The 25419-nt window shown below is 67.1% G+C and carries 28 protein-coding genes and 1 other annotated feature; of the genes, 12 read left to right on the top strand and 16 right to left on the bottom strand.

Features of this window, described 5'->3' with window-relative positions; translation table 11 throughout:
- Window positions 1-6 precede the first annotated feature (6 nt).
- Together M3B11_RS07325 and M3B11_RS07330 are read right to left on the bottom strand one after the other, a co-directional pair.
- Window positions 7-333 (bottom strand): rhodanese-like domain-containing protein, encoded by a 327-nt coding sequence (locus M3B11_RS07325; RefSeq protein ID WP_259876344.1) that lies wholly within the window; start codon window positions 331-333, stop codon window positions 7-9.
- Between the two features lie 136 nt (window positions 334-469).
- On the bottom strand, window positions 470-1102 hold the full coding sequence (locus M3B11_RS07330) for a TM2 domain-containing protein (protein ID WP_259876346.1): 633 nt from the start codon (window positions 1100-1102) through the stop codon (window positions 470-472).
- Between M3B11_RS07330 and M3B11_RS07335 the strand changes: the two genes are divergently transcribed.
- A complete protein-coding gene (locus tag M3B11_RS07335; RefSeq protein ID WP_259876354.1) occupies window positions 1101-1259 on the top strand; it encodes a hypothetical protein in 159 nt (52 codons plus the stop codon). The two genes, M3B11_RS07330 and M3B11_RS07335, sit on opposite strands and share 2 nt — an antisense overlap.
- 300 nt (window positions 1260-1559) lie before the next feature.
- Here the strand turns inward: M3B11_RS07335 and M3B11_RS07340 are convergent, their stop codons facing one another.
- Both M3B11_RS07340 and M3B11_RS07345 read right to left on the bottom strand, forming a co-directional pair.
- On the bottom strand, window positions 1560-3065 hold the full coding sequence (locus M3B11_RS07340; protein WP_259876356.1) for an acetyl-CoA hydrolase/transferase family protein: 1506 nt from the start codon (window positions 3063-3065) through the stop codon (window positions 1560-1562).
- Window positions 3066-3187: 122 nt separating this feature from the next.
- Window positions 3188-3850: a TetR family transcriptional regulator gene (locus tag M3B11_RS07345; protein WP_259876364.1), complete on the bottom strand. Its 663-nt coding sequence runs from the start codon at window positions 3848-3850 to the stop codon at window positions 3188-3190.
- A 271-nt stretch (window positions 3851-4121) separates the two neighbouring features.
- Between M3B11_RS07345 and M3B11_RS07350 the strand changes: the two genes are divergently transcribed.
- From M3B11_RS07350 to M3B11_RS07365, 4 genes are all read left to right on the top strand, one after another.
- Window positions 4122-5180 carry a phosphotransferase family protein gene (locus M3B11_RS07350; protein ID WP_165884371.1) on the top strand — a complete coding sequence of 353 codons (1059 nt, stop codon included), beginning with the start codon at window positions 4122-4124 and terminating at the stop codon, window positions 5178-5180.
- Window positions 5177-5935, top strand: a complete 759-nt coding sequence (locus tag M3B11_RS07355; protein ID WP_165884372.1) for a histidine phosphatase family protein — start codon at window positions 5177-5179, stop codon at window positions 5933-5935. Before M3B11_RS07350 ends, M3B11_RS07355 begins: the two co-directional genes overlap by 4 nt.
- A gap of 146 nt (window positions 5936-6081) precedes the next feature.
- Complete coding sequence (locus tag M3B11_RS07360) at window positions 6082-6843, top strand: SDR family NAD(P)-dependent oxidoreductase (protein ID WP_102160812.1); 762 nt, start codon at window positions 6082-6084, stop codon at window positions 6841-6843.
- 310 nt (window positions 6844-7153) lie between these two features.
- Window positions 7154-8566: a sodium/glutamate symporter gene (locus M3B11_RS07365; RefSeq protein WP_259876374.1), complete on the top strand. Its 1413-nt coding sequence runs from the start codon at window positions 7154-7156 to the stop codon at window positions 8564-8566.
- A 135-nt stretch (window positions 8567-8701) separates the two neighbouring features.
- Here M3B11_RS07365 and M3B11_RS07370 read toward each other — a convergent pair whose 3' ends face one another.
- On the bottom strand, window positions 8702-9331 hold the full coding sequence (locus tag M3B11_RS07370) for a hypothetical protein (protein WP_259876376.1): 630 nt from the start codon (window positions 9329-9331) through the stop codon (window positions 8702-8704).
- 111 nt (window positions 9332-9442) lie between these two features.
- Between M3B11_RS07370 and M3B11_RS07375 the strand changes: the two genes are divergently transcribed.
- From M3B11_RS07375 to M3B11_RS07395, 5 genes are all read left to right on the top strand, one after another.
- Complete coding sequence (locus tag M3B11_RS07375; protein WP_259876389.1) at window positions 9443-10408, top strand: type II CAAX prenyl endopeptidase Rce1 family protein; 966 nt, start codon at window positions 9443-9445, stop codon at window positions 10406-10408.
- A gap of 111 nt (window positions 10409-10519) precedes the next feature.
- Window positions 10520-12124, top strand: coding sequence for a sensor histidine kinase (locus tag M3B11_RS07380; RefSeq protein WP_259876392.1), 1605 nt, complete (start codon window positions 10520-10522; stop codon window positions 12122-12124).
- On the top strand, window positions 12115-12777 hold the full coding sequence (locus tag M3B11_RS07385; RefSeq protein ID WP_170274845.1) for a response regulator transcription factor: 663 nt from the start codon (window positions 12115-12117) through the stop codon (window positions 12775-12777). Before M3B11_RS07380 ends, M3B11_RS07385 begins: the two co-directional genes overlap by 10 nt.
- A 12-nt stretch (window positions 12778-12789) precedes the next feature.
- A complete protein-coding gene (locus M3B11_RS07390; protein WP_259876398.1) occupies window positions 12790-13932 on the top strand; it encodes a DUF4097 domain-containing protein in 1143 nt (380 codons plus the stop codon).
- Window positions 13933-14054: 122 nt separating this feature from the next.
- Window positions 14055-14312, top strand: a complete 258-nt coding sequence (locus tag M3B11_RS07395) for a metal-sensitive transcriptional regulator (protein ID WP_165884382.1) — start codon at window positions 14055-14057, stop codon at window positions 14310-14312.
- A gap of 12 nt (window positions 14313-14324) precedes the next feature.
- On the opposite strand, the gene M3B11_RS07400 is transcribed toward M3B11_RS07395, so the two are convergent.
- On the bottom strand, window positions 14325-14522 hold the full coding sequence (locus M3B11_RS07400; RefSeq protein WP_170274843.1) for a hypothetical protein: 198 nt from the start codon (window positions 14520-14522) through the stop codon (window positions 14325-14327).
- 182 nt (window positions 14523-14704) lie between these two features.
- Entirely contained in the window at window positions 14705-15346 is a 642-nt protein-coding gene (locus M3B11_RS07405) for an isoprenylcysteine carboxylmethyltransferase family protein (protein WP_259876400.1), read from the bottom strand.
- Window positions 15347-15446: 100 nt separating this feature from the next.
- On the opposite strand from M3B11_RS07405, the gene M3B11_RS07410 reads away from it, so the two are divergent.
- Together M3B11_RS07410 and M3B11_RS07415 are read left to right on the top strand one after the other, a co-directional pair.
- Complete coding sequence (locus tag M3B11_RS07410; protein ID WP_259876410.1) at window positions 15447-15836, top strand: helix-turn-helix transcriptional regulator; 390 nt, start codon at window positions 15447-15449, stop codon at window positions 15834-15836.
- Window positions 15823-16770, top strand: a complete 948-nt coding sequence (locus M3B11_RS07415; protein ID WP_254221135.1) for a cation diffusion facilitator family transporter — start codon at window positions 15823-15825, stop codon at window positions 16768-16770. Before M3B11_RS07410 ends, M3B11_RS07415 begins: the two co-directional genes overlap by 14 nt.
- Before the next feature lie 194 nt (window positions 16771-16964).
- On the opposite strand, the gene M3B11_RS07420 is transcribed toward M3B11_RS07415, so the two are convergent.
- From M3B11_RS07420 to M3B11_RS07460, 9 genes are all read right to left on the bottom strand, one after another.
- Complete coding sequence (locus M3B11_RS07420; RefSeq protein ID WP_259876412.1) at window positions 16965-17846, bottom strand: ligand-binding protein SH3; 882 nt, start codon at window positions 17844-17846, stop codon at window positions 16965-16967.
- A gap of 151 nt (window positions 17847-17997) precedes the next feature.
- A complete protein-coding gene (locus tag M3B11_RS07425; RefSeq protein WP_217006727.1) occupies window positions 17998-18630 on the bottom strand; it encodes a vitamin K epoxide reductase family protein in 633 nt (210 codons plus the stop codon).
- Window positions 18631-18634: 4 nt separating this feature from the next.
- Window positions 18635-19327 (bottom strand): thioredoxin domain-containing protein, encoded by a 693-nt coding sequence (locus M3B11_RS07430; protein ID WP_217006726.1) that lies wholly within the window; start codon window positions 19325-19327, stop codon window positions 18635-18637.
- A gap of 22 nt (window positions 19328-19349) precedes the next feature.
- Window positions 19350-21323, bottom strand: a complete 1974-nt coding sequence (locus M3B11_RS07435) for a bifunctional copper resistance protein CopD/cytochrome c oxidase assembly protein (RefSeq protein WP_259876414.1) — start codon at window positions 21321-21323, stop codon at window positions 19350-19352.
- A 30-nt stretch (window positions 21324-21353) separates the two neighbouring features.
- Window positions 21354-21953, bottom strand: a complete 600-nt coding sequence (locus M3B11_RS07440) for a copper resistance CopC family protein (protein WP_259876416.1) — start codon at window positions 21951-21953, stop codon at window positions 21354-21356.
- A 132-nt stretch (window positions 21954-22085) separates the two neighbouring features.
- Window positions 22086-23338 (bottom strand): IS3 family transposase gene (locus tag M3B11_RS07445; protein WP_396121549.1). Its coding sequence is split into 2 segments (ribosomal slippage): window positions 22086-23044 and window positions 23044-23338, totalling 1254 coding nucleotides; the frame shifts between segments, so codons are not numbered across the junction.
- Window positions 22923-23054, bottom strand: a sequence feature (AL1L pseudoknot). It overlaps the preceding gene by 132 nt.
- A 21-nt stretch (window positions 23339-23359) precedes the next feature.
- Window positions 23360-24202 (bottom strand): cytochrome c biogenesis CcdA family protein, encoded by an 843-nt coding sequence (locus tag M3B11_RS07450; RefSeq protein ID WP_259876420.1) that lies wholly within the window; start codon window positions 24200-24202, stop codon window positions 23360-23362.
- Entirely contained in the window at window positions 24199-24810 is a 612-nt protein-coding gene (locus M3B11_RS07455) for a TlpA disulfide reductase family protein (protein WP_259876422.1), read from the bottom strand. The genes M3B11_RS07450 and M3B11_RS07455 overlap by 4 nt, the downstream gene beginning before the upstream one ends.
- An 87-nt stretch (window positions 24811-24897) precedes the next feature.
- Window positions 24898-25284 (bottom strand): helix-turn-helix transcriptional regulator, encoded by a 387-nt coding sequence (locus tag M3B11_RS07460; RefSeq protein WP_217006724.1) that lies wholly within the window; start codon window positions 25282-25284, stop codon window positions 24898-24900.
- Between the last annotated feature and the right edge of the window lie 135 nt (window positions 25285-25419).

Below are 25419 nucleotides of genomic sequence, written 5' to 3' on the forward strand. Positions count from 1 at the left end.
GCGGGGTCACTTGACGTGCGGTTCTTCGTCGGTATCACCGACGATCGGACGGTCGTTGTCGAGGTGCCAGGCACCCATGCCGCCGTTGACGCTGATGGCATCGAAGCCGTTCTTGTTCAGCCACTCGGTTGCGGTGCGCGAGCGCCCGCCGGAGCGGCAGATGACGTAGACGTCCTCATCCATCGGCACCTCGCCGTAGCGCACAGGCAGGTCGGAGAGTCTGATGTGCTGGGCGCCGTCGATGTGGCCGGCGGCGAACTCATCGTCCTCGCGGACATCGAGGATGTTGGCGCCCTCGGGGATCTCAGTGATGCTGCAGCTTGGAATGCTCATGCCGGCCATTCTAATCGCCGTACCTGCCGGCGGGCAGGGACAGAAGCGCACTGCGGTGAGGGGCGAGCGCAGCGCCCGTGCCTCACCGCAGTGCTAACCGCCGGCTGCGGTGAGGAGGCTCACCGCAGCCGGGTGATCAGCTGTTGTACACGACCGGCGCTGATGCTGCCGCAGCGATGGCGATGATGATCCAGACGATCGTCGACAGCACGCCGATGGCGATGAGGATGAACGAGATGATCATCGTGAGCTTCCGGTGTTCTTCGTAGCCTTCGAGCGGCCTGCCCTCGGAGTCGGTGCGCTTGCCGAAGATCGTGAGGAAGACGTCGATGATTGCCCAGATGCCCAGGCCACCGCCGGTCAGCAGCTTGGCCACGCCGGTGCCGATCCTGCCGAGGTAGAAGTGGTCGATGCCCCAGCCGCCGAGGAACTGGGCGAAGACCCATGTGAGCATGTAGGACTTCTGCGGTGTGCCGCCGTAGCCGGCGCCGGCCTGCGGGCTGCCGTAGGACTGGGCACCGTAGGCGGAGCTGGGGCCCTGGCCGGGCTGCTGGGCGACCGGACCACCGGGCTGGGAACCGTAACCGGGCTGCGGCTGTGCACCGGGCTGGGAGCCGTAACCGGACTGCAGCTGTGCATCGGCTTGCGGTTGTGCACCGGGCTGGGAGTCGTAACCGGGCTGGGCGGAATGGGAGTTGCCGGGCTGGCTGCCAGCGGGCTGGCCGTACGGCTGCGGTGAGCCGCTGGGCTGTGACGGGATGTCGGTCATGGATGATCCTCCTGTGGGTGCGCTGGGGACTCGGCCCCCATGGTACGGCGGGGTCGCCGCGCTGAAACCAGGGTGCGGCGGAGTGCTGACCCCGCTGGAGGGCACCTGCGCGCCGACGATCGGCGGCGGCGGGCGACGCCCGCCGCGCATCGGCTGATCGTGCTCACTCATGGTCCCTCCCTGTGAAATCGGCGGGGATGAGCCTCATGGCTCACTGTCGCTTCGATCGTATCCGAGCCGCGACCCGAACCCGCGCCGCTGTCCGGCTGTGTGTCAAGACTGGCACAACCGCTCCCGAGGTGACGCTCACCGCGCTCGAAGTGCTGCTCACCGGTTCTTTGGCGCTGCTCACCGCCCCGAGGCGCTGCTGACAGGCCCCGAGGCGCTGCTGACAGGTTCCGATGCGCTGCTGACAGGTCACGAGGCGCTGCTGACAGGTTCCGATGCGGCTCCCGCCTCACATGCGGCCGGTGTCGCGCAGATTGCGATGCCAGCTCAGCGCCTCATCGAGCAGATGCGGCGTATGGCGTGCGCCATCGGAGGCGGCCCAGGCCCGGTCGAAGTAGTCGTGCAGGCGCTCGCGGTAGTCCGGGTGGGCGCAGTTGTCGATGATCCTCTTCGCGCGCCGGCGCGGGGCGGTCCCGCGCAGATCGGCGATGCCGTTCTCGGTGATGACGACGTGGACGTCGTGCTCGGTGTGATCGACATGCGAGACCATCGGCACAATCGACGAGATCGCCCCGTCCTTGGCAGTCGAGGGTGAGACGAAGAAGTTGAGGAAGGCGTTGCGGGCGAAGTCGCCGGAGCCGCCGATGCCGTTGATCATCTTCGCGCCGAGCACATGGGTGGAGTTGACGTTGCCGTAGATGTCGGCCTCGACCATCCCGTTGATCGCGATGACCCCGAGCCGGCGGATGATCTCCGGATGGTTCGACATCTCCTGGGTGCGCAGCAGGACCTTGCCCTTGTACGACTCAGCGTTGGCGTTGAACTTCTCAGCCACCTCGCGCGAGAGGCTGAACGCGGTCGCCGAAACCGAATCCATCTTCCCGGTGTCGATGAGCTTGAGCAGGTTGTCCTGCATCACCTCGGTGTAGGAGTGCAGATGCTCGAACTCGGAGTCGGCCAGGCCTTCGAGCACGGCATTGGCGACATTGCCGACACCGGACTGGAGCGGCAGCAGATTCTTCGGCATCCGCCCAGCCTTGACCTCATGGCGCAGGAAGTCGATGAGGTACTCGGCCATCGCCTCGGACTTCGCATCGACCGGGGCGAAGGTGTTGTCGCGGTCCGGAGCATCGGTCTCGACGACGGCGACGACCTTGTCCGGGTCGACGCGCAGGTACGGATCGCCGATGCGCTGGGTGGGCTCCAGGATCTGGATCGGGTTGCGGTGCGGGGGCAGCTTGGTGCCGTAGTAGACGTCGTGGAAGCCTTCGAAGGCCCGCGGGTGCCAGGAGTTGACTTCGATGATGACCTTGTCGGCCAGGTCGAGCCAGGTTTTGTCATTGCCGACCGAAGAGGACGGCACGAGCAGCCCGTTGGGCAGCGCCGCCGCGACCTCGACAACGGCGACATCGAGGTTGCCGTAGAAGCCGAACCACACCTGCTGGGCCAGGTGGCTCAGGTGGGTGTCGACGTATTCGACCTCTCCGGAATTGATGCCTGCGCGCATGTCCGGGTCCGTGTTGAACGGTGCCCGCAGGTGCACGCCCTTGGACTTGGCGAGCACTCCGTCGAGCTCATGTGCGGTCGAGGCGCCGGTGAGCAGCCCGATGCTGAACTCGTCGCCGGCGGCGTGCGCCTTCTCGATCTGCTCGGCGAGTGCACCGGGGACGGCTTTGGGGTAACCGGAGCCGGTGAAGCCGCTCATGGCGACGTTGTCGCCGTTGCTGATGTGGGTCGCGGCCTCGTCAGCGCTTGTCACCCGCTGGGCCAGAATGGGGCATGTGATACGGGACATGTACCCATTATCTACCTGCCAGCAGATGCGTTTCACTCAGGTCAGCCTGAATGTCCTAACGCAGGGAAAGCGGCCCGGGCGTCCGTCCGGACCGGCACTCCGCATGCCTGGGGGTGACCGGTTCAGTCGTCGGGCGGAGCGATGAAGTCGAGCTCCTCGGCCACAGCCAGGGGATGTTCCATCAGTCTGTCGAGCTCGGTGTCATCGGGGGAGTGGCCGAGCAGCCGCAGGCAGTACTGCAGATACGTCCGCTCCAGTTCGGCCACGCTGATCGGCCCGTCCGCGCGGTACCACAGTGCGATCGAATTGCAGATCGAGAGCACCGCCCGGCCGGCCAGCTCAGCGTCTTCGACATCGAATACCCCGGCTGCCTGGCCGGCTGCGATCCGGTCGTTGAGCACTGCACGGGAGGCGCGCTGCTGTTCGTGGATGACCTCGAACTTCTCCGCATCCAGGCGTTCGGTATCGCGGACGACGACCCGGGAGATGAGCTGGTTGTGCGCCCGGTAGCGCACGAGCAGCCGGACGACAGCTGCGGTCTGGTCGATCGGGTCGTCCCCGGCGTCGGCGATGACGCGGGTGGCGGTTTCGATGTAGCCGGCAAACGCCGAGCGGATGAGCTCGAAGAGGGCATCCTGCTTCGAGGGGAAGTAGTAGTACAGTGCCGACAGGCTCAGGTCCGCCTCTTGGGCGATGTCGCGGATCGAGGCGCCGTCGAAGCCCTTCTTGGCAAAGGTGTTGCGGGCGGCGGTGAGGATGACGGACCTGCCGTTGGACGATCGCATGCTGGCTCCTGACGTGTCTCGATTCGCGGGGGCCAGGCGGCGCAGGCGGCAGCCGGGGCGGCGCACCTCGTCGTGGCCCGCTTTCAGTCTAGCGGGCATTCTATCGAGCAATCGCTCAATTTCTTCATCCGTGCCCGAGGCGGTGGCCGGCCGCCGTGCCCGAGGTGCCGGTCGCCGGCGGGTGCCTGCGTGCGGGTGGTCCTCTTGACAGCGGCCGCCCGGCCTCCATATTTTGAATGTAGACGAACGTTTGTTCACAAGGAGGTTTAGGGTGGTCGACAAGGAGCAGCAGCCGGAGCACAGCTCAGTCCCGGCAGGCATCGACGCCGAGCGGGTCGGTGCATGGATCGCCGAACACCACGGTGCCGACCCCGGCAGGCTCAGCTATGAGGTCATGTCGGTCGGCCGGTCGAACCTCACCTACACGGTCCGGCATGACGGTGAGCCCCGCTGGGTGCTGCGCCGTCCGCCGCTGGGCCACACCGGCGGCAGCGCCCACAACGTCGCCCGCGAAGGCCGCATCATGGCGGCGCTGAAGGACACCGACGTGCCGGTCGTCAACGTCTTGGACATCGTCGACGATGAGAACGTCCTCGAAGTCCCCTTCGTCTTCATGGACCACTGCGCCGGCTTCCCCCTCAACACCCCCGACGACCTCGGTCGCATCCCTGCTGACCAGCGCCGGCAGACCGCCTTCAACCTCGTCGACTCACTCGCCGCCATCCACCGCGTCGACATCGATGCCGTCGGCTTGGGCGACTTGCGCCGGCCCGGCGGCTTCGTCGAACGCCAGCTGCGCCGCTGGCTGGGCCAGTACGAGGCGATCACCACTCGCGACCTGCCGGCCATCCGCGAGGTCCACGCCGAACTCGTCGCCCGCATGCCCGATGACTCCCAGGCCGCCGTCGGCCTCGTCCACGGCGACTTCAAACCCAACAACGCGATCTTCACCCCTGCCGGCGAGATCGCCGCGATAGTCGACTGGGAGCTGTCAGCCATCGGCGAGGTCGTCACCGACCTCGGCTACCTGGTGGCGATGCTGTACTCGGATCCGAAGCTCACCCACATCTGGGTGCCGAGTGTCGCCGAGGGCTTCCCGGAGAAGTCCGAGCTCATCGCCCGCTACGAGGAATCCGCCGCCCGGGAGGCCGCCCACGTCGACTACTACGCCGGCTTCGCACTGTGGAAGCTCGCCTGCATCTCCGAAGGCGTCTACACCCGCATCCTCAAAGGCCAGATGGGCGACACCGGATTCGACCCCGAACAGGCCGGGCAGGGTGTTGAGGAGCTCGCCCTCGCCGGACTCGACCTCATCACCGGCAGCCGATGAGCAGCTTCCTCGGCCGCACCCTCGGCGCCGCCCTGCTGACCCGCGGCACCGACTGCCTCGATGTATTCCTCATCCGCCACGGCCAGCAGACCCGGCCCGGCCCCGACGCCCCGGAGGCCGCCTCCTACGACCCGCCGCTGTCCGATACCGGCCGCGCCCAGGCCGAGGCCGCCGCCGACGCCCTGGCCGCCCACCCGATCACCGCGGTCTACGCCTCTCAGCTCGCCCGCGCCCATGACACGGCCGCCGCGATCGCCGCCCGCCACCGCCTCGGCGTCGGGGTCGATGAGCGGCTGGCCGAGGTGGGGATCTTCCAGCAGGTGCCCGCCCACCTCAGCTTCGAACAGGCCGTCGGAGCCCAGGCCGCGGCCGAGGCGGCGGAGACGATGGTGCGCACCCGCAAGTGGGATGCCCTGCCGCTGGGCGAGGGCTCGCAGGCCTTCCGCACCCGCGTGCACACCGCGATCTGGGAGCTGGCCCGCCAGCATCTGCCCGAACCGGGCACTGCGGCACAGGCCCGCGCGGCGGCTGAGCAGAATGGTGAACCGGTCCCGCACCCGCAGGCAATCGCCATCGCCTGCCACGGCGGGGTCATCAACGCCTTCCTCGCCGAGGAGTACGGGCTGGAGGCCGACTTCCTCTTCCGGCCCGCCCATGCCGGGATCACCCGGGTGCGCTTCGCCGCCGACCGGGCGGTCATGCTCACCGGAAACGAACTCGGCCACCTCGAAGACCGCGACCTGCTGACCTTCTGATCACCACCGCCTCGGGCGCGGTAAGGATCATCGCTGGGACTGGGCCGGGACCGGTTCGGGGCCTGGCCGGGACCGCCGCACAGGGCTCTGGCAGACGGTCGGTATAGTGCTCAGCGTGCCCCGTGAGTGAAAGGAATCACACCGCAATGGAACTCAACAACGCCGTCGCCCTCGTCACCGGAGGTGTCTCCGGTCTCGGCCGTGCGACCGCCGAACGCCTGCTGAATGCTGGTGCCACCGTCGTCCTGCTCGACCTCAACGCCGAAGCCGGTGAAGCCGCCGCCGCCGAGCTCGGCGACAAGGCCCACTTCGTCGCAGCCGACGTCACCAGCGAAGACGACGTCCAGAAGGCCGTCGACCTGGCCACCTCGCTGGGCAACCTGCGGGTCGTCGTCAACTGCGCCGGCGTCGCCACCCCCGGCAAGCTCGTGAGCAAGCGCGGCCCGCTGGGCCTCGACGACTTCGCCAAGGTCATCAACATCAACCTCGTCGGCACCGTCAACGTCTGCCGGCTCGCCGCTGCCGCCATGCAGCAGCAGGAGGCCGACGGTGAGGAGCGCGGTGTCATCATCAACACCGCCTCGGTCGCGGCCTTCGACGGCCAGATCGGCCAGATCGCCTACTCCGCCTCCAAGGGCGGCGTGCACGCCGTGACCCTGCCGATGGCCCGTGAGCTGGCCAGCTCGCTCATCCGCGTCGTCACGATCGCCCCGGGCATCTTCATGACCCCGATGATGGCCGGTCTGCCGCAGGCCGCCCAGGACTCGCTGGCCGCCTCGATCCCGCACCCAGCCCGCCTCGGCCAGCCGGCCGAGTACGCCCAGCTCGTCGAGTCGATCGTGGCCAATCCGATGCTCAACGGCGAGACCATCCGCCTCGACGGCGCCATCCGCATGGCACCGAAATGATCCGCACCACCTGACGCGGAGACGTCCCCGCGGGGACGTGACAGCCCGCAGCACAGGCGCCGGTCGACCACACGGTCGGCCGGTGCCTGACGCGTACGCGGGCAGTCCGCATGCGCACAAGGGCACTTGCGCCCATGACAGAGGCGACCGAGACCCGGAAGGGCTATCTATTGGCAGGCCCGCACGATAGGGTGTTCACAGGGAATACTCAGCTCTCCTGGTGGGCTGGATCGTGGTGGGCCGGGGTTCCCGGCACCCGGGCCGAGAGCGTATCGCGCCGGCGGCGACGCACACGACCAGGAGGACCCTGATGGAGTACACCCCCTACACCCTGCTTGTGGACATCGGCCTCATCTCAGCGCTGCTGCTCATCGGCAAGCTCATCCGCGCCTACACCCGTCCGGTGCAGAGCCTCCTCATCCCGTCATCGATCACCGCCGGCATCCTCGGCCTCATCTTCGGCCCTGCCGTGCTCGGCTGGCTGCCCTTCAGCGACCAGCTCGGCACCTATTCGACGATCCTCATCGCAGTGGTCTTCGGTGCGATGCCCTACAGCATGGAGTTCTCCGGCCGCGTGCTCAAAGGCGCTCGGGCCATGTGGTCCTTCTCCACGGGGATGTACGTCCTGCAGTGGGGTGCTGCAGTGCTCTTCGGGCTCATCGTCCTGTCCTTCCTCTTCGACACTCCCGACTGGTTCGGCCTCATGCTGCCTGTCGGCTGGGTCGGAGGCTTCGGCACCGCTGCCGCGATCGGCGGCAGCCTGGAGGACAGCGGCCAGGAAGCAGCGATGACGCTCGGCTTCACCTCGGCGACGATCGGCACACTCGTGGCGATCATCGGCGGCATCATCATGGCCAAGTGGGGTGCCAAGACCGGTCGGACCGCGCAGATCGGCGACACCTCTGAACTGCCCGAGGAGCTGCGCACCGGCCTCATCTCGATCATCGGCCAGCGCCCGGCCATCGGACACGCGACCTCCTCGCCGTCCTCACTCGAACCGCTCGCTCTGCACGTCGCCGTCGTCGGCATGACGACCATCGGCGCCTACGGCCTGCAGCAGGGCGTGGCTGCGCTGTTCCCCGAGGTGAGCATCCCGCTGTTCGCGCTCGCCTTCGTCGTCGGCATGGCCGGCCGCGGGATCCTGGAGATCACCAACGGCAAGAAGTACGTCGACCAGGACACCGTCTCAGCCGTCTCCGGTTCGGCAACCGACTTCCTCGTCGCCTTCGGTGTCGCCTCGATCGTCCCGGCGATCGTCGCCGACTACGCGATCCCGCTCATCATCCTCATGGTCTTCGGATTCGTGTACTGCTTCATCATCTTCCGCTTCGTCAGCCCGGCGATGTTCGGTGAGCAGTGGATCGAGCGCGGCATCTTCGGCTGGGGCTGGTCGACCGCCTCGGTCGCCACCGCGATCGCGCTGCTCAAGATCGTCGACCCGAAGATGAAGTCGAAGACGCTCGAGGAGTTCGGCGTCGCCTACGTCGGCTACTCGCCGTTCGAGATCGGCATGACGATCGCCGCCCCGCTGCTCATCATCGCCGGGTTCACCTGGCCCTACGCGATCGTCGTCACCCTCGGCGGCATCGCCGTGTTCGTCCTGGCCTTCATCCTCGGCTGGACGAAGAACGGCGATGAGGACGACGAGGGTGAGGAGGCCGAGGCCGAGGAATCGGCAGGCGGCTCGCACGCCAGCGGGCTGCCGGACAAACCCACCGGCTGACTTTCCGGCAGGCCATAAGTCATAAAGCTGGAAAAGCTATTCATGGTCAGATGCCCACTGACCATGAATAGCTTATCTAACTTTCGAGTCGGACGGACTGGAGGCATGCCGGACCGCCGAGTCGCGCCGAGGCGATCATGACTGGCGCTGCAGGTCGGCGCGCTCCTGGCGGCGCAGCACGACACCGCGGATGCTGCCCATCGCGATGAGGGTCACCGTCAGCAGCACGGCACCGAGGGCGAAGTGCGGGGAGGCATCGGCCTGGGCGAGGGCGAGCTGGAAGACGATGATCGACAGCAGTGAGGCGCAGAAGGCCGGGATCGTCCAGTTCGCTGATAAGCGCGCGGCGATCGAGATGAGCACCACCGCACCGGCTGGGGCGGCGAGCACTGAGACCATCCACACACACAGGATCACCAGCCCGGCCACGAGTGCTGAGGGCGGGCCGACATAGGAGTCCTCACGCTCCATCGGGTCGTGCTGGATGGCCGCCGGCAGCATCGCAAGAGCGAGCGTGCCGAGGGTGACGTCGACGATGAGGTGCACGCTCGGGATGCCCGGCTGGATCGCCCGGCCGAGCGCGGCACCGGAATTCAGCTGCAGCCAGTGGTAGGCCGCGCACATGATGACCCCGGAGACTGCCGCCAGCCAGAACAGCACCATCGTGCGCGTCTGCGAGCGCAGCGGCTGGGGCGCCCGGACAGCAGGGCGGGGGCCGGTGGCCACCGGGTGGCGGGGCGAGTGCGCAGAACGGCTACTATTCATATGAGGAACTCTACGAGCCCGACCCGAGAACTCGCCGTGCCACGCCTCGGTGCCGGCTGTCCGTGTCTGTGCCGAGTGACCATCTGCCAGGAGGGAGAGGCGACGGGCCGCATGCGCAAGATCCATCAGCCTCCCTACTACGATCCTGCCAAAGCGCCGGTGTTCCGCTACTTCCGGATGGCCGAGACCTATCCGCACATCCGCTGGTGGCGTCCGCTGCTCGTCGGGGTGCTGACGATGGTGTACTTCCTGCTATTCTCCAGCCTCATCATCACCCCGGTGATGCTGCTCTCAGACCACTTCGCCCCGAACCTTTTCGACCCGATCCGCCGGGAGGGCGTCCCGCTCATCGCCAGCCCGGTCACGCTGTTCTTCACCGTGCTCGTCACCATCGCCCTCATTCCCGCCTGCCTGCTGGCGATGAACGTCTCCGGCCGGCCGCTGGGCACCCTGTACTCAGTCGAGGGCCGGTTCCGGTGGCGGCTGTTCGGGCGCAGCACCATGCTCGCCGTGCTCATCACGGTGCCGATCACCTCCCTGCTCATGATCTTCGACCCGGTCGCCCACGATCACTTCCGGTGGCCGGATCACAACGGCTTCATCCTCATCGTCATCACCCTGCTGCTCGTGCCGATGCAGGCCGCCGGCGAGGAGTTCGTCTTCCGCGGCATCCTCGGGCAGATGATCGGCTCGTGGCTGGCACATCCGGTATGGCCGATCCTGCTGCCGCTGCCGCTGCTCATCCTCGGGCAGAACTACGGGCTTGTCAGCCAGGTCGACATCGCGATCTTCGCCCTCGGGGCCGGGTTCGTCACCTGGGCGACCGGCGGGCTGGAGGCCGCGATCGCCCTGCACATCGTCGGCAACGTCGTCTTCTACGGCCTGGCCGCCTTCAACCTGCTGCTGCCCAACAGCCTCGACGGCGGGTCGATGGTCCAGCTGCTCGTCTCCACCCTCATCGTCGTCATCTACTCCACCCTCGTCGTCACCCACCACGACGCCGTCAAATACCCCAACCACGCCCGCGCCCAGCCCGGCGCGCTCGTCGGCCGGGTCATCAGTCCCGGCGGCATGTGACATGACCGGCCGGCCGTTCCCGAGGTGGGGGAGACCGAGTAGGGAAAACCCGCCTCACGTGGATGGTTGGCTCCATGTCCGGCATGCTCGCAGCGAAAATACAGTGAAGCTATGAACACCACACCCAGCCCAGACGGGGCCCGCGAGGACGTCAAGCGTCCGACCATCCCCCTGCCGCAGGGCACACCGAGCACACCCCCGGAACCCGCCACCCCCGACCCGACCGCCGTCATCCCGACCGGCGACGAGAACGACCAGAACCACCAGGCCGACGCAGCCGCCCAGGTCGACCGCGCTGATGAGACCGAGGCGGCCACCGCCTCGGGCACGGACACCGCAGCAGGCACAGGCGGCACTCCGCCTGCACCTCCGGCACCGGTTCCGGGCGCGGCAGAGACCCCGGCCCCGCAGCCGTCGGCTGCTGAGCTGACTGAGCGGAAGTGGCGCAAGGGCTACCCCGGCTTCTTCGGCATCGCCAACGTCATCGTCTCCGGCGTGCTCGCCGTCGTGTGGCTGTGGCTGCCGGTCGTCGTGCTCATCGCCGGCCTCAGCGGCCTGTTCGCACTCGGGCTCGGGCTGCTCGCCCTGTTCGTGTGGTTCGTGCTGCAGCGCGGGATCAACCGGGTTGAGCGCTTCCGCGCCGAGGCGGTCTACGGCGACGGCATCGCCTCAGCCCCGACACCGGAATCGGCCTATGCGCCTGGCTTCAGCCGCTTCATGCACAACCAGTGGCTGGTGTTCAAGTCCCCCAGCTTCTGGCGCTCGACCGCCCACCACTACATCAAAATCATCTACGGCGGTTTCGTCTGCCTGCTCGCAGGCGTCGGCCTGACCTTCGCCGGACTGCTCGCGGCCGCCGCGCTCAACCCCGAGTTCCTCCCCGGACAGCTGGGCGACTTCTCCCGCCTCGGCAGCGGCCTCATCGCCCTGGCCGCCTTCGTCTCCACCGTCCTCATCCTGCTGCTGAGCCCGTACCCGGACCGCGCCCTCGACCGCGCCCTGCTGCCTGCGACCCGCACCGAGGCGCTGCGCGCTGAGGTCAAGACCCTCGACCGCGCCCGTGCCGGTGCCGTCGACGCTGCGACGAGTGAGCGGCTGCGCATCGAACGCGACCTCCACGACGGAGTGCAGCCGATGCTCGTGGCGACCTCGATGAAACTCGGGATGGCCAAGGCCAAGATGGACACCGACCCCGAGGCGGCCAAGGCGCTGCTGACCGAAGCCCACGCCGAGTCGAAGGCGGCGATCACCGAGCTGCGCCAGCTCGCCCGCGGCATCCACCCGGCTGTGCTCAGCGACCGCGGCCTCGACGCCGCCGTCTCGGCCCTGGCCGCCCGCTGTGCCGTTCCAGTCCGCGTCACCGTCGATCTCCTCGACCACTCCGCCGCTCAGCTCGCCGGTGTCACCGGCTCGGTGCCGCTAACGAAGGTGAGCAGCGAAGCCGAGGCCGTGGCCTACTTCGTCGTCGCCGAGGCACTGACGAACGTGAGTAAGCACTCCCTGGCCACCGAGGCCCACGTCAGGATCTATGTGCGCGACGGCCGGCTGCACATCAGCGTCAGCGACAACGGCCGCGGCGGCGCACGCGTCGACCCAGTGGTCGGCTCGGGGCTGGCCGGGTTGGCTGACCGTGTGACCGCAGCCCGCGGCACATGGGCCCTGACCAGCCCGGTCGGTGGCCCGACAACTCTCGTTGTGGAGGTGCCATGCGCATAATCATCGCCGAAGACGCCGTGCTGCTGCGGGAGGGCCTCGTCAGGCTGCTGACCGACGCCGGACACGAGATCGTGGCAGCCGTCGGGGACGCCAACGAGTTCCTCGCTGCGATCAACACCGCCGCCCAGTCGCCTGACGGGCCACCGGATCTGGCGATCGTCGACGTGCGGATGCCGCCGACCTTCACCGACGAGGGCATCCGGGCCGCGGTGCTCGTGCGCTCGCAGAACCCCGAGGTCGGCGTCATCGTCCTCTCCCAGTACGTCGAGGAGCGCTACGCCCGCGACCTCATCGCCGACAACTCCGGCGGCTTCGGTTACCTGCTCAAGGACCGCGTGGCCGATGTCGAGGACTTCCTCGCAGCCGTCACCGAAGTCGCCGGCGGAGGCACCGTGCTCGACCCCGAGGTCGTCAGCCAGATCCTCGTGCGCACCCGCAAGCAGGACGGCCTGTCCGATCTGACCGCCCGGGAGCGCGAGGTCCTCCAGCTCATGGCCGAGGGCAAGTCGAACTCCGCGATCGCCGGCAGTCTCTACCTCAGCGCTGGTGCTGTCGAGAAGCACATCAGCTCGATCTTCACGAAATTCGGTCTCATGGCCGACACATCAGAGAACCGCCGCGTCCTTGCCGTGCTGCGGTTCCTCGGGGCCTAGGAGGTACCCGCCATGTCATTCCCGCAGAACCGACACCAGAACCCCAGCCAGCCGAACCCCCAGCCGTCCTACCAGTCGGCAGGCTCCCAGCAGCCAGGCCAGCCCGGCAGCCAGCAGGTGCGCTCGAACCCGGAGACCGCCTTCCGGCCCGAGCGCGTGACCTCCGGTACCCGCACCGGGATCCGCGCCGTCATCGCGATCGTCGCAGCTCTGGCCGTGCTGCTGCCGCTGTCATTCGGCGGAACGATGTTCGCCCAGGCCCTGCAGACCCGTCACTACGAGACAAGCGAATCGTTCACCCCAGGTGCCGACGGCCTGCTCGTCGACGTGCCCACCGGCGTCGTCGACATCAGCACCACCACAGCCACCGCGGCACAGGTGAACCTGGAGTACAACGGCACCAAGCACCAGCCCGACCTCACAATCGAAGAAGACGCCGACGGCCGCACCGTCATCTCCGTTTCCCGAGTGGCCGGACGCACCTTCGGACCTGCCGGCGACCTGTGTGTCGACGTGCAGGTGCCTGAGGAGATGGCGGAGAAGATACAGCTTGAAGCCCGTTCACAGGTCTCGGCGGTCTACATCGCCGGGCAGTTCGACCAGGTGCGCGCTTTCAGCGATCTCGGTGCGATCGACACGGAGGGGCTCACCACCCGCGAGCTGACGATCGAGACGAAGACCGGAGCCGTCGAGCTCAGCGGCCGCCACGAGATCGTCAACGTCACCGCCGATCTCGGCACCATCAACGGCGAAGCCCTCACCGTCACCGACCAGCTCACCGCCCTCACCGATGCCGGCGCCATCGACATCGGGCTCAGCACGGAGGCGGTGCCGGCCAGCGGCATCGATCTGGCTACCAGCTTCGGGTCAGTCGATCTGCGAGTGCCGCGCCTGTCCGACGTCCCTGGTGCTGATGCCGACGGCTACCTGGTCAACACCGCAGGCAACGGCACGGCCGATGTCAACATCGACACCATCCGCGACGGCCACGGCAAGACCGTCGTGCCGATCAGCATCCGCAGCACCAGCGGTGCCATCGCAGTCGACTACGTCAGTGGGAACACCTCCGGTGAGCTCAGCGACCAGGACGCCGACGACCAGGATCCAGACGACACAGACGGTGACGATCCGGACGCCACCGGCAACGGTTCCTGACCGGCAGCACCCCTGTCCGTCACCGCTTGAGACGCGGCCGTGCAGACAACAGCGGCGGCGCCTGCAGAAGCCAGTAAGATGACTTCAGACAGGCGCCGCCGTGGCGTTGGGAGGAGGACACGATGCAGGTCAACACTGAGACGCTCAAGCCGGCGATCAACCGGCTCAAGCGGGCCAACGGTCAGCTCGCGGCCGTCATCCGGATGGTCGAAGAGGGCAGCGAATGCCAGGACGTCATCAACCAGCTGGCCGCTGTCTCCTCAGCCGTCGACCGCGCCGGATTCGCGATCATCGCCGACACGCTCCACCACTGCATCGCTGAAGGCGGAGCCGATGTCGACGTGCGCGAACTGGAGAAGATGTTCCTCTCCCTGGCCTGAATACGGTCGCGCTCAGCTCCTGCGGCTACTGAAGAGGCGGGCGAAGAATCCGCCGCCGCTCTTGGCGCTCGCGGCCTCCTTCTCAGCCTGGGTGTGCTTGCCGTTGCACCACTGCCCGGACGGCACCTGGGCCTTGACCTGGGAGATGTGCTGGCCGCAGCCGGCCCACGTCGTCTTCTCGCACACTTTGCAGCGCACTGGTCGGCACATGGTGTGCCTCCTTCCTGTGCTGCCGCTGAGGCAGCCTCGGGGTCTCGTACATGGAAAAATACCCTAGGGGGCATAAAACATGTCAAGCGGCGCATACCCGTTAGCCGGAAGCGTTCGATCACGTGGGTGTCGTCTAGACATGTGTGTCCAGTGCTGAGGGCTTGGACTGACGTGGATCTTCCCTAGGCGCGTGATTCGTCCCGGCGTGAACTTTTCAGCCGGCCGATTCCGGGCAAGAAGCGGCCCACGCGTGCCGCGTAGCGCGCGTAGATGTCTCCGTAGGTGCGGAGTAGATACGGTTCTTCGACGCGTCTGACCTGGAGCTCGACGGCGGCGAGCAGGACCAGCGGGGCGGCCGCGGACACCGGGGTGGGGGCCAGCAGCACCATTCCGGCGAGGGCGGCCAGCATCGCGGTGAAGACCGGGTTGCGGACGAAGGCGAAGGCTCCGCTGGTGACGAGTTCCGTGCGTTCGGTGGCGTCGACCCCGATCCGCCAGGAAGTACCCATGCCGGACTGGGCAGCCAGCACGCCGAGCAAGCCGGCGACGGTGACGACCAGCCCGACCCAATGTGTACCGGCGGGCAGCGCCCACGGCGGTGTGACGCCGGTCAAGGCGAAAAGCGGCCCGGCGGTGCCGAGCACCAGGGCTGCGGCGAAGAGGATCCCACCCCACCACTCGGCCGATCCGGGAGCCCCAGTCAGGCCCCGGAACCCGGAGGATCCGGTGCGCAGGCGATGCAGCCAGGTGCGCACACAGAAAGCGGTGATCGGCCCGGCCAGATAGAGGCCGAGAGCGAGGGCGGCGGCTGTGCTGGTGGTCATACTGGGCCTGTCTGGGAAAGTGGGCCGGCGCGAGAGGCAGGGGTCACGGTCGATACAAACCGCCCCTCGAAACATCGTCAGTTAATGCTATCATCGCTATATGGCGATTGATGGTGTTGCTGAAACCGTTTGGTCCGAAGACCGCAGCGCTTATGCAGCGCTGTTCCATGCGCTGGCCGAGCCGACGCGCCTGGCGCTGCTGGAGCATTTGGCCAGCGGCGAGCACCGAGTGCGGGACCTGGTCCACCACATGCATCTGGCGCAGTCGACAGTCAGCAAGCATTTGGCCTGTCTGCGTGATTGCGGACTGGTCACCATGCGTGCTGAGGGCCGGTCCTCGTGGTTCTCGCTGGCCGATCCGGCCCGACTGGAGGATCTGGTCGAGAGCGCGGATGAGCTGCTGAGGGCGTCCGGGGTGTCGCTTTCATTGCGTGACCACGACCATCACGAGTCGATCGTTGAGGAGGATGAGGGGTATGGCGGAAACTGACCGGGGTGGGCACGTGCACAGTCATGTCCCGGAGCGGGCTGATCGGGGGACCCGTCGTCGGCTGTTGATCGCGTTCTGCATCATCGCCGTCATTGTGGTGGCGCAAGCGGTGGGCAGCGTGATCACCGGCAGCCTGGCTCTGCTGACGGATACCGCTCATGCGCTGGCTGATGCGGCCGGGCTGTTGGTGGCGGTCATCGCGGCGACGATGATGCTGCGTCCACCGAGCAGTGAGCGGACGTGGGGTTTCGCCCGGATCGAGGTCATCGCCGCGCTCGGGCAGGCTGTGCTGCTGCTCGTGGTCGGCACCTATGCCGCCGTCGAGGGTATACGCAGACTGTTCGAACCTGCCGAGGTGCCCGGCACGGAGCTGCTGGTGTTCGGTGTGATCGGCCTGGTCGCCAATATCGCCGCGATCGCTGTGCTGGCATCCAACCGCGAGGCGAACTTCAATATGCGTGCGGCGTTTCTCGAAGTGCTCAACGATGCCCTGGGGTCGCTGGGCGTGATCATTGCGGCGATCGTGATCGAGACCACCGGGTTCCAGCGCGCCGACACCATCGCCGGGCTGTTCATCGCGGCTTTGATCGTCCCCCGCGCGTTCCGGCTGCTGCGCGAGACGGTGCGGGTGCTGATGGAGTTCACGCCCAAGGGAGTCGATCTCGAAGAGGTCCGCGCCCACATCTTGGAGCTCGAGCACGTCCGCGATGTGCACGATCTGCACGCCTCGATGATCGGCACCGGCCTGCCGGTCATCTCCGCGCACGTCGTCGTTGACGACGACTGCTTCGAATCCGGTCACGCCCCGCAGATCCTGGAGGCGATCCTCGCCTGCGTCAAGGAACACTTCCCCGTCGCCTTCGACCACGCCACGATCCAAGTGGAAACGGCTGCCCTGCGAGACCGGGAACTGCCCGCAGTCCAACACGCCTGACGAGCCCGGTGTTCGGCGCGCTTTCAGCCCGGCGAACACGACTGCCAGGTTCGACGCCGCCTGTCCGGGGTTAGGCCCGCAGCACAGCAGTGGCTCATGGTGAGGCGTCCTGTTGCCAGATGTGGTCAGGATCGCCCGGGGATGGGACCGGCCGCTGCGCCCTTGGGGGTTGGGGCAGCGGCCGGTCGGCTTTTTCAGTTGAAGGAGATGTGGACGTGATCCATGTGGTTGGCGGTGGCCGAGCCGCGGTCCTCCATGGGCCGTCCCTCCCAACCGGTGTAGGGGGCGTAGAGCTTCTGCTCGAAGATCACGTACTTCACTCCAAGCTCGGATGCGTGCTTGATCCCGAAGTCCGTGATCCGGTCTCCCGTCGAGCCGGAGATCATGATGTCGAGGGCCTGTCCGGTGTGGTGGTCAGATCCGGGATCGTTGCGCGGTCCGCCGAAGGTCTTCACCTCGGGGAACTCGGCGCAGACCGCCGGGTAGCCCTTCTTGGCGTTCGCGGTGAGCTGGGATTCGATTCCGCTGGACACCGAGCAGGGCTCGTCGGAGAGGCCCGAGGATTCGCGGCTGTCGGAGCGCGAGGACTTCGAACCTCGGTCCGAGGACCCTCCGTCGGAGGTCTCCGACGAGCCCTCCTTCGAAGACTCAGGGGCCGGCAGTGCGGCCTTCACCTCTGACTTCTGGTTGTACTTCGGGTCGTCCTCGAGGGACTTCCGGTACTCCTCGGCGGCCGCCTGCCGCTCCTTCTCAAGTTCTTCAGCATCCTGCGTGGGAACGTCTGGGGTGCCGGGCTCCGCGCTGGCGGTGGCCGCCTGGTCCTCGGCCTTGACGACGCCGGCGGTGTCTGCGGGTGCGAAGGCGAACGAGGAGGCCACGATCGCGGTCGTGGCGGCTGCCGGCAGTGCGATGGCGGCGACCACCGGGCGGCGCCTGGCTGATTCGAGTACCCCGGTGGCGGTACTCGGCTCCTGACCATGGCGGCCGGCGCGCTTGCGGCCGCCCGCGGCGACGTCCCGGATGAGGGAGCGCGCATGCGCGCTCCAGGACGGCTGCGGATCCGAGTGCTTAACCATTACGACTAACCCTTAATGCAGATGTGACCGTTTCGTTATCTGTGAGTGTACTGACGCACGAAGAGATGACAAAACGGTAACGACCCGGATAAGGGTGAGAAGTGTTACACGGTGTTGCGCTGGGGACAGCCCGCCCCCGCGGCGGGTTGTCTCAGAGGGGGGAGGTGAGAGCGGGGAAGAACCGGATGAAGACGGAGGCCGCGACGGCGAGGTAGGTGAGGGCGACGAGCGTTCCCGCCCAGTCCGCGGTGAAGCGGACCAGCCCGGCCGGTGCGGGGATGGCTCCGTGGACGAGATTGCGGATCGTCAGGAGGAGGACGAGCGGGATCATCGCGGCCCACACGATCATGCAGTACAGGCACAGCAGGTAGAGGTCGAACAGGGCCTGGGACCACAGCCAGATGACGAAGACGCTGCCGAGGCTGACCCCGATCTGCAGACCGATCCAGTACCAGCGCGCCAGCTGCGCCCCGGCCAGGAGGGCCATTCCGGTGGTGATCACGACGGCGAAGGCGACGATCCCGATGAGGGGATTGGGAAACCCGAACAGTTCGGATTGCCAGCTGCCCATGACCTTCCCGCAGGAGACCCACGGATTGATGTCGCAGCTGGTGACGTGGGCCGGGTTCTCGTACAGGGCCAGCCGTTCGGACACGAGGATCGCCGAGGCGACCCAGCCGATGACCCCGGTGGCCAGCAGCACGACGGCGAACGGGACGTGTCGGGCGAACACGGGCACAGCGAGCTCAGGCGATGGGCGGACGGCGGCGGGTGATTCTGCCATGTGATCAGTCGGCTGCCGCAGCAGCCACCGCGGCTTCGAACTCTTCGAGGCTGTCGGGGGTGAGGAGCTGCCCGTCGAGGAAGAAGGTCGGTGTGCCGCTGACGTTCAGGGCGATGCCGTCGGCCTGATCGAGCTCGACTCGTTCCCGGGTGGCCGGGTCTGCGACTGCCTGGTCGTAGGCGTCCATGTCCAGGCCCAGGTCGTCGGCGAAGGAGCGGAAGACGGCGCTCTTGTCGTCGGCGGATTCGCCCCATTCGGGTTGGGTCTCGAACATCTGCTGGTACATCGGCTCGTAGGCGCCCTGCTGGGCGGCGGCCTCCACGGCCACGGCCGCGTTCATCGCGTTGCGGTGTCCGGGCAGCGGGAAGTAGCGGTGGACGAAGGTCACGGAGTCGGCGTACTCGACCCGCAGCTCCTCGACGAGGGGATAAGCTGCCCGGCAGCCCTCGCATTCGAAGTCGAGGAACTCCACCAGTACCGCCTTCTCGTTCGGCGCCTGCGACAGCACACGGCTGTTCTCGCGGACGAGCTGCCCGGTCTCTGCCGTCCCTGCCGGCGTGGCGGACTCGGCGGTCGTGTCGGGAGCGTTGCCGCGCACGATGACGACCACGACGATGGCGGCGATCACGGCGGCAGCCATCAGGATCCAGACAAGGGACTTGCTCTTCACGAGAACGCTTCGGTTGGCGGGGTTCATGGATGATCCGTTTCCTATCCGGTCAGTGGGAGGCGGTGGAGGAGGGTTGAGGGGCACCCGCGGTGCCAGTGGGCCTCGGGCGTGGTCGGTGCAGGAGGAGCGTGGTGAGCAGAACCGCGAGCGGGGTCACTCCGGCCAGCAGCACGGCGGTGCCCGCACGCTGCTGGTCGGCGGTGATGGGCGGCCCCCAGGTGCGGGCGAGGTTGCCGAACCAGTCCACCTCGAGGACGGGGGTGACACCGGACGCGAGCACGGTCGCCCAGAGCAGGAGCGCCCCGGCCAGCCCGGCCACGGCAACGGTGCGCCGGGACAGTGTTCGTGCCGCGGTTCGGGGGCGGGTCACCGTGGTCATGAACCAGAACCCGATGAGCAGGAAGTACAGGTTGGCCATCTGGTGGGCGATCCAGAAATCCAGGGCCAGGCGCAGCAGCGGGGTGTAGTAGAGCAGACCGAGCGAGACGGCCACCACCGCACCGCTGAGCAGCGGGTTCCGCAGCGCTGGGCCGGCGGCTGAGCCGGCGGCGTGCAGCCATTCCCGGGGTCCTCGGCTGCCGTCGGTGCGCCGGTCCACGGTCAGGGCCAGCAGGTCCAGCGGAGCCCCGAGGGCCAACAGCAGCGGGATGACCACGGTGATGGCCAACAGCATGACGGTGTGCACGCTGATGAGCACCATGCCGTAGATCGTCGGGGCCGCGCAGGTCACATAGACGAGGACGAGCAGTCCGGTCAGCCAGGTGGCGGTGTGCTGCCACGGCCACCGATGCCCGACAGCGCGTGCCTTGCGCACGCCGAGGAGATACACGGCGGCTGCGGTGAGGGCGAAGGCCACCCAGAGCCAGTCCCACCGCCACTCGGTGAACCACCGGGACCAGGTCAGGTCCGGCGGCAACAGGTAGCCGGTGAGGATTTCGGCCGGGGTGATCGCCGGTTCCGGTTCCCGGGGGACCGGCGGAGCGGTCCGGCCGAGGGCCCCGGTGACCCCGATGACTCCGGCCATGATGAGCACTTCGGCGATGACCAGCCGCCAGGCCGTCTGCCCGCCGGGCTTGCGCCCGACCTGGGCGATGGCCCAGCTGCGATAGGCCAGCCCGATGGCGCCGAGCAGCAGGGTTGCGGCGAGCTTGATGAGGATCAGCTGACCGTACCGGCTCAGCAGCCCCTCCCACCCGCCGAGGCGGAGCACGGAGTTGAGCACGCCGGAGGCCAGGACGAGGAAGAACGCCACACCGGCCAGCGCCGAGAAGCGGGAGAGCACCGATTTCGCCAGGTGGGCACCGTGGTTGGAGGCGAGGATCGGAGCGGTGACGGCCAGGGCCGCCACACCGCCGACCCACACCAGCACGCCGAGCCAGTGCACGGCCAGCGCACCGACGCCGGCGAAGTGGTCGTCGCTGCCGGCGGCGTGCCCGATCAGCGAGATCGGGACGATGGTGGCCAGGGCGAGCAGGGCCGTGCCGGCCAGGCCGGTGGTGGAGCGGACGAGGAAGGTCAGGTTGCACACGAGGAAGGCAATCAGGGTGATCGCACCCCACGCCTGCCCGACGAGCAGATCGGTGAGGAAGTAGGCCAGCTGGCTGGCGAACTCGGCACTGTCCGACACCGGCTGGCCGGCGAGATTGGCATAGGTCAGCACCAGCACGACCACCGCAGCTCCCAGCCACACGAGGGACACGACGGCGGCGACCGCCCGCACGCGGGCGAATGCCGGGTGCGGGCGCGAAGGCCCTGGTGCCGACTCGTCATCTCCGGGGGGCAGGATCGTTGCCGCGAAGATCAGGCAGCCAGCAACCACGGCCAGCGCCAGGTGGTGCACGGTCAGCGCGATCGGCAGCGCCCAGCGCACGAACGCGCCGGGATCCAACGCTTCGCGTTCTGCCGCCGCCCCGGAGAACGCCGCGCTTGCCACGACAGCGGCGACCGCGACCGCAAAGGCGGCCACGAGCCAGGCCGCGGAGCGCCGGCGCCCGGCCGGAGCTTCGGTTGGGGCGCTACCCATCGGATGGCATTCGGAGTCCGGGGGCACCGGTCATGCCTCGTCGCTTTCCAACCGCCGGCGGCGGGCCACTACGGCGACGACGACAAGCCCCAGCGCGATGACGAGGAGGGCCAGGACGATCACGAAACTGAGCGGCACTCCCGTGTCGGCTTCGTCGGCGGCCGCCTGCTGAGTCTCCGCCTGCGGCTGCTCCGGCGCGGCGGGCTCGGCCACGGGCTGCGCCGGCTGGGAAGACCCGGCCCCTGCCTGTTCCGGGTTGGGGGAGGAGGAAGCACCGGCACCGTCGGTCGCGGTGAAGGAGAACGAGCCGTCGATCGGATGGGAATCCGAGGACACGACCCGCCAGGTCACCGTGTACTCACCGGCGGGCGCCTCGGGATTGACCGGCTGGACGGCCATGTTGCCATCGATCTCGACGCCTCCCTCGGCCCAGTTCGTCCCCGCCGCGTCCTTGATCAGGATCTCCGACCCCATCGACAGAGGAGCGTTGGAGAAGGAGACCTCAATCGCCTCGGGGACGGCATCCAGGCTCTGCCCGTCTTCGGGATTCGTCCCGGTCACGACGTCATGCGCCGACGCCGGAGCGACCGGCAGCAGGACGACCGCCACCAGCACTGCCAGAACGCTCACGAGGCGGCTGACCGGCCGCACTGCAACGCTGCGAATCAATTTCTACCTCCTGTAGAGAACGGGGTCAGGGTACCAGCCCGCGCCTGTGACTGTGGGGGAGCAATGTGGATCGCCCCGAGTTCGGTGGAGAGCTCATAGCGGTACGCCAGCCACCTCTGGCCGACTGGTTTCAGTGTAGTAGTGTTCCTCGAACTGCGCTGGAGCGAGGTCTCCGCAGTACGAATGCGGGCGGGTGTGGTTATACCAATGAACCCATTCCAAAGTCGCGAATTCCACAGCATCACGACCGGTCCACGGGCCCTCGCGCCACACCACCTCTTTCTTATATAGTTTATTCAGCGCTTCTGCTGCGGCATTATCATAAGAATCTCCAGTCGAACCGACCGAGGCTTCTATTCCAGCTTCACGTAGACGCTCTGTATAAGCAATGGAAACATACTGGCTCCCCTTGTCCGAATGATGAATTAACTGGTCGATGCTCCTGTTCTTTCGTTTCCTTTCCCATAACGCGTGCTCCAGAGCATCCAGCGCCAAATCGGTTCGTAGAGTCGTGTCGACTCGCCACCCAACAATCATTCGGGAAAACAGATCCGTGACGAAAGCGACATAGGCGAAACCAGTCCATGTCGGCACATAGGTGATATCGGCGACCCAGCGAGTATCAGGAGTATCTGCGGTGAAATCCCGCTGGACGAGGTCACCCGGATACGAAGCGGTCTTGGTCTGCCGTGTCGTAGTCGTCGACCGGGCATTGGACACCCCGGCCAGCCCCAGGGCGCGCATACGGCGTTCGACCGTGCACCTGGCGATCGGCTCGTTCGGGTAGAGCCGGCGCAGCATCACCCACACTTTCCGTGCGCCGAACAATCCACGATTGTCAGAATGCACTTTCCGAATCCGATCATCCCATTTCGCGTCAGCTTGTTTCCGGGCTGAGACCGGTCTCGTCTTTCTCGCGTAATACGAGCTCGCAGCGAACTGTACACCTGTCTGAGACAGTGTTCGACAGATCGGCTCGACTCCGAACTCATGGCGATGATCATCGATGAAACCATCGATATCTGTCAGCGGCGGTCGAGCTCCGCCTGGGCAAAATACGCACTCGCTTTCCGCAGGATCTCATTAGCCCGGCGCAGTTCTCGAACTTCCTTTTCCAAGTCCGTGATGCGTTGTTTGTCATCGCTCGTCATTCCTGGCGCTTTACCGGAATCCACATGGTTTTGCTTCACCCAATTACGGAGGGTGTTCTTGTTGATTCCGACCTGTTCACCGACCAGCCGGCACGCGGCACTCACAGCCAGTGCGGGTTCGCAGGCCAGCTTCTCGTTGACCATACGCACAGCACGGTCACGGACTTCTGCAGGGTACTTACTCGGTGCGGGCATGTTCCTATCCTCTCGGTTAAATCAAACCCTCCACCAGACCCGGGGCGATCCAATGGCGAACCCTGGGTGGACGCATCTGGCCCATCCGATGGTGGTCTGGAAGCCGCCGATCATGCCCTGCAGGCTGTTGACCCAGTGGGTCCAGACCCCGGTGACCAGGAGCAGTCCGATGATGATGAGCATCCCGCCGCCGATCCGGCTGATCAGGATCTGATGGTCTCTGGCCCATTGCAGTCTGCCGGTGCCCTTGACGATGAGCACGGCCACGACGATGAACGGCACCCCGAGTCCGAGGCAGTACATCAGCGTCAGCGCCGCGCCGCGCCAGATGCCGTCGGTGCCGGTGGCGCCGAAGCTGGTCGACAGGGCCAGAACCGCTGCCAGTGTGGGGCCCATGCACGGGGCCCAGCTGAGCGCGAAGGTGGCACCGAGCGCGGGCGCACCCCACAGGCCGGCGGGTGGCCGCTTGCTGATCTGGGTGCTGCGCTGGAACATGCCGATGCCGCCCATGAATACGATGCCGGCGATGATGACGACGATCCCCATCACCCGGTTGAGGACATCGGCCCACTGGCTGAGCAGCACACCGGCCGCGCTGAACGCCAGGCCTATGGTGACGAAGACGACGGCGAAGCCAGAAATGAACAGCGATACCCCGATGATGACCTTGCTGGTCTTCCGGTCGGTCAGCGCGGTGGCGCCCAGCCCGGTGACGTAGCCGACGTAGCCGGGGACCAGCGGCAGAACGCAGGGGGAGAAGAACGAGACCGCCCCGGCCAGGACGGCCACCGGGATCGCCAGCAGCATCGGCCCGGTCAGCACGGTCTGCGAGAACACCTCGCCGATGGGAGCCGCCAGTGTCATGCCGACTCGTCCAGCACGTCAGCGATCAGCGCCTTGAGGGTGGACTCATCGACCGCCCCGACCACCCGGGCCGCCGGCCTCCCCTGGGCGTCGAGGACGACCGTGGAGGGCACCGCCTGCGGCGGCAGCACGGTGCTCAGTGCTGCCACCCCGATCCCGTCCTGATCCAGCATGGACGGAAACGTCAGGCCGAAGGTGTTCGCGAACGCCTCGGCGGCCGGGGCCCGATCGCGGACGTTGATGCCCAGGAACTGCACGCCGTCGTCCTGGTACCGCTCGTAGTTGGCCTGCAGGGCGGGAGCCTCCTTGCGGCACGGGGGGCACGCGGCGTACCAGAGGTTGAGCACCACCGGGGCACCGCGCCAGTCGGCGATGTCGAAGCTGGTGCCATCGGTGTACTCGGCGGCCAGCTCGATCGGTTCGCCCCGCTCGCCCACGGCAAGCTGGGTGATGACACCAGATCCGGCTACATAGCCCTGCTCGCTGCCGGCCTGCCCGGCCAGCTCATCATCGGCGCCACCGCACCCGGCCAGCCCGAGCGCGATGATGGCGGTGAGAGCACCGGACCGGCGGATCAACGACCGGCGTGACACCTGCGGGGACAACACTCTTTTCAAACTCCTGACGATGAGCAGCTCGACTGTTGACGGCTTCACGCCGATGGGACGGGTTCCAGAGTCTCGGGGCAACGGACGTCACGCATCGCATCCTCCCGGAAGGGACTGCTGCTCGGCGGCGCGCACGTAGTTGCAGCACACGTTGTCCGACTTGCCAGTGACAGTCAGCAGCGCCTCGACCTGAGCGAGCAGCTCGAGCACCTCGGGCCGGCTCAGCGAGTAGTGCACGCTGCGCCCCTGCGCCCTGCCGGCGACCAGACCGCAGTCGCGCAAGCAGGCCATGTGTGCAGACACCGTCGATTGGGCCAGCTCCAGCTCGCTCACCAGATCGGATACGCGCGCCTCCTCCACCGCCAGCTGCTTGACGATGGCCAACCGCGTCGGATCGCTGAGCGAGTGGAACACGGCCGCGACAGGAGCAAGCCCCCTGGCACGGTCCGACCGCGCCTCACTGATAATCGTCACGCGCCGATGATATCCGGAATCCTGATCTTCTCCGCACGGGGCCTCCACGGACGAAGCGAGAAGGAGTCGAAGGTGGAAGCACGCTCTGGCCACTCCGATACGTGCGAAGGACGAGGCAGGCACCACGCCCACGTG

Origin of the sequence: Brevibacterium sp. p3-SID960, assembly GCF_025144725.1 — a bacterium.
Classification (GTDB): Bacteria; Actinomycetota; Actinomycetes; order Actinomycetales; family Brevibacteriaceae; genus Brevibacterium.

Excerpts from the sequence above, each read along its gene's own strand:
- M3B11_RS07325 (WP_259876344.1), bottom strand. The coding sequence starts at position 333 with ATGAGCATTCCAAGCTGCAGCATCACTGAGATCCCCGAGGGCGCCAAC.
- M3B11_RS07335 (WP_259876354.1), top strand. The coding sequence starts at position 1,101 with ATGGATGATCCTCCTGTGGGTGCGCTGGGGACTCGGCCCCCATGGTAC.
- M3B11_RS07330 (WP_259876346.1), bottom strand. The coding sequence starts at position 1,102 with ATGACCGACATCCCGTCACAGCCCAGCGGCTCACCGCAGCCGTACGGC.
- M3B11_RS07340 (WP_259876356.1), bottom strand. The coding sequence starts at position 3,065 with ATGTCCCGTATCACATGCCCCATTCTGGCCCAGCGGGTGACAAGCGCT.
- M3B11_RS07345 (WP_259876364.1), bottom strand. The coding sequence starts at position 3,850 with ATGCGATCGTCCAACGGCAGGTCCGTCATCCTCACCGCCGCCCGCAAC.
- M3B11_RS07355 (WP_165884372.1), top strand. The coding sequence starts at position 5,177 with ATGAGCAGCTTCCTCGGCCGCACCCTCGGCGCCGCCCTGCTGACCCGC.
- M3B11_RS07360 (WP_102160812.1), top strand. The coding sequence starts at position 6,082 with ATGGAACTCAACAACGCCGTCGCCCTCGTCACCGGAGGTGTCTCCGGT.
- M3B11_RS07365 (WP_259876374.1), top strand. The coding sequence starts at position 7,154 with ATGGAGTACACCCCCTACACCCTGCTTGTGGACATCGGCCTCATCTCA.
- M3B11_RS07370 (WP_259876376.1), bottom strand. The coding sequence starts at position 9,331 with ATGAATAGTAGCCGTTCTGCGCACTCGCCCCGCCACCCGGTGGCCACC.
- M3B11_RS07375 (WP_259876389.1), top strand. The coding sequence starts at position 9,443 with ATGCGCAAGATCCATCAGCCTCCCTACTACGATCCTGCCAAAGCGCCG.
- M3B11_RS07380 (WP_259876392.1), top strand. The coding sequence starts at position 10,520 with ATGAACACCACACCCAGCCCAGACGGGGCCCGCGAGGACGTCAAGCGT.
- M3B11_RS07385 (WP_170274845.1), top strand. The coding sequence starts at position 12,115 with ATGCGCATAATCATCGCCGAAGACGCCGTGCTGCTGCGGGAGGGCCTC.
- M3B11_RS07390 (WP_259876398.1), top strand. The coding sequence starts at position 12,790 with ATGTCATTCCCGCAGAACCGACACCAGAACCCCAGCCAGCCGAACCCC.
- M3B11_RS07395 (WP_165884382.1), top strand. The coding sequence starts at position 14,055 with ATGCAGGTCAACACTGAGACGCTCAAGCCGGCGATCAACCGGCTCAAG.
- M3B11_RS07400 (WP_170274843.1), bottom strand. The coding sequence starts at position 14,522 with ATGTGCCGACCAGTGCGCTGCAAAGTGTGCGAGAAGACGACGTGGGCC.
- M3B11_RS07405 (WP_259876400.1), bottom strand. The coding sequence starts at position 15,346 with ATGACCACCAGCACAGCCGCCGCCCTCGCTCTCGGCCTCTATCTGGCC.
- M3B11_RS07410 (WP_259876410.1), top strand. The coding sequence starts at position 15,447 with ATGGCGATTGATGGTGTTGCTGAAACCGTTTGGTCCGAAGACCGCAGC.
- M3B11_RS07415 (WP_254221135.1), top strand. The coding sequence starts at position 15,823 with ATGGCGGAAACTGACCGGGGTGGGCACGTGCACAGTCATGTCCCGGAG.
- M3B11_RS07420 (WP_259876412.1), bottom strand. The coding sequence starts at position 17,846 with ATGGTTAAGCACTCGGATCCGCAGCCGTCCTGGAGCGCGCATGCGCGC.
- M3B11_RS07425 (WP_217006727.1), bottom strand. The coding sequence starts at position 18,630 with ATGGCAGAATCACCCGCCGCCGTCCGCCCATCGCCTGAGCTCGCTGTG.
- M3B11_RS07430 (WP_217006726.1), bottom strand. The coding sequence starts at position 19,327 with ATGAACCCCGCCAACCGAAGCGTTCTCGTGAAGAGCAAGTCCCTTGTC.
- M3B11_RS07435 (WP_259876414.1), bottom strand. The coding sequence starts at position 21,323 with ATGGGTAGCGCCCCAACCGAAGCTCCGGCCGGGCGCCGGCGCTCCGCG.
- M3B11_RS07450 (WP_259876420.1), bottom strand. The coding sequence starts at position 24,202 with ATGACACTGGCGGCTCCCATCGGCGAGGTGTTCTCGCAGACCGTGCTG.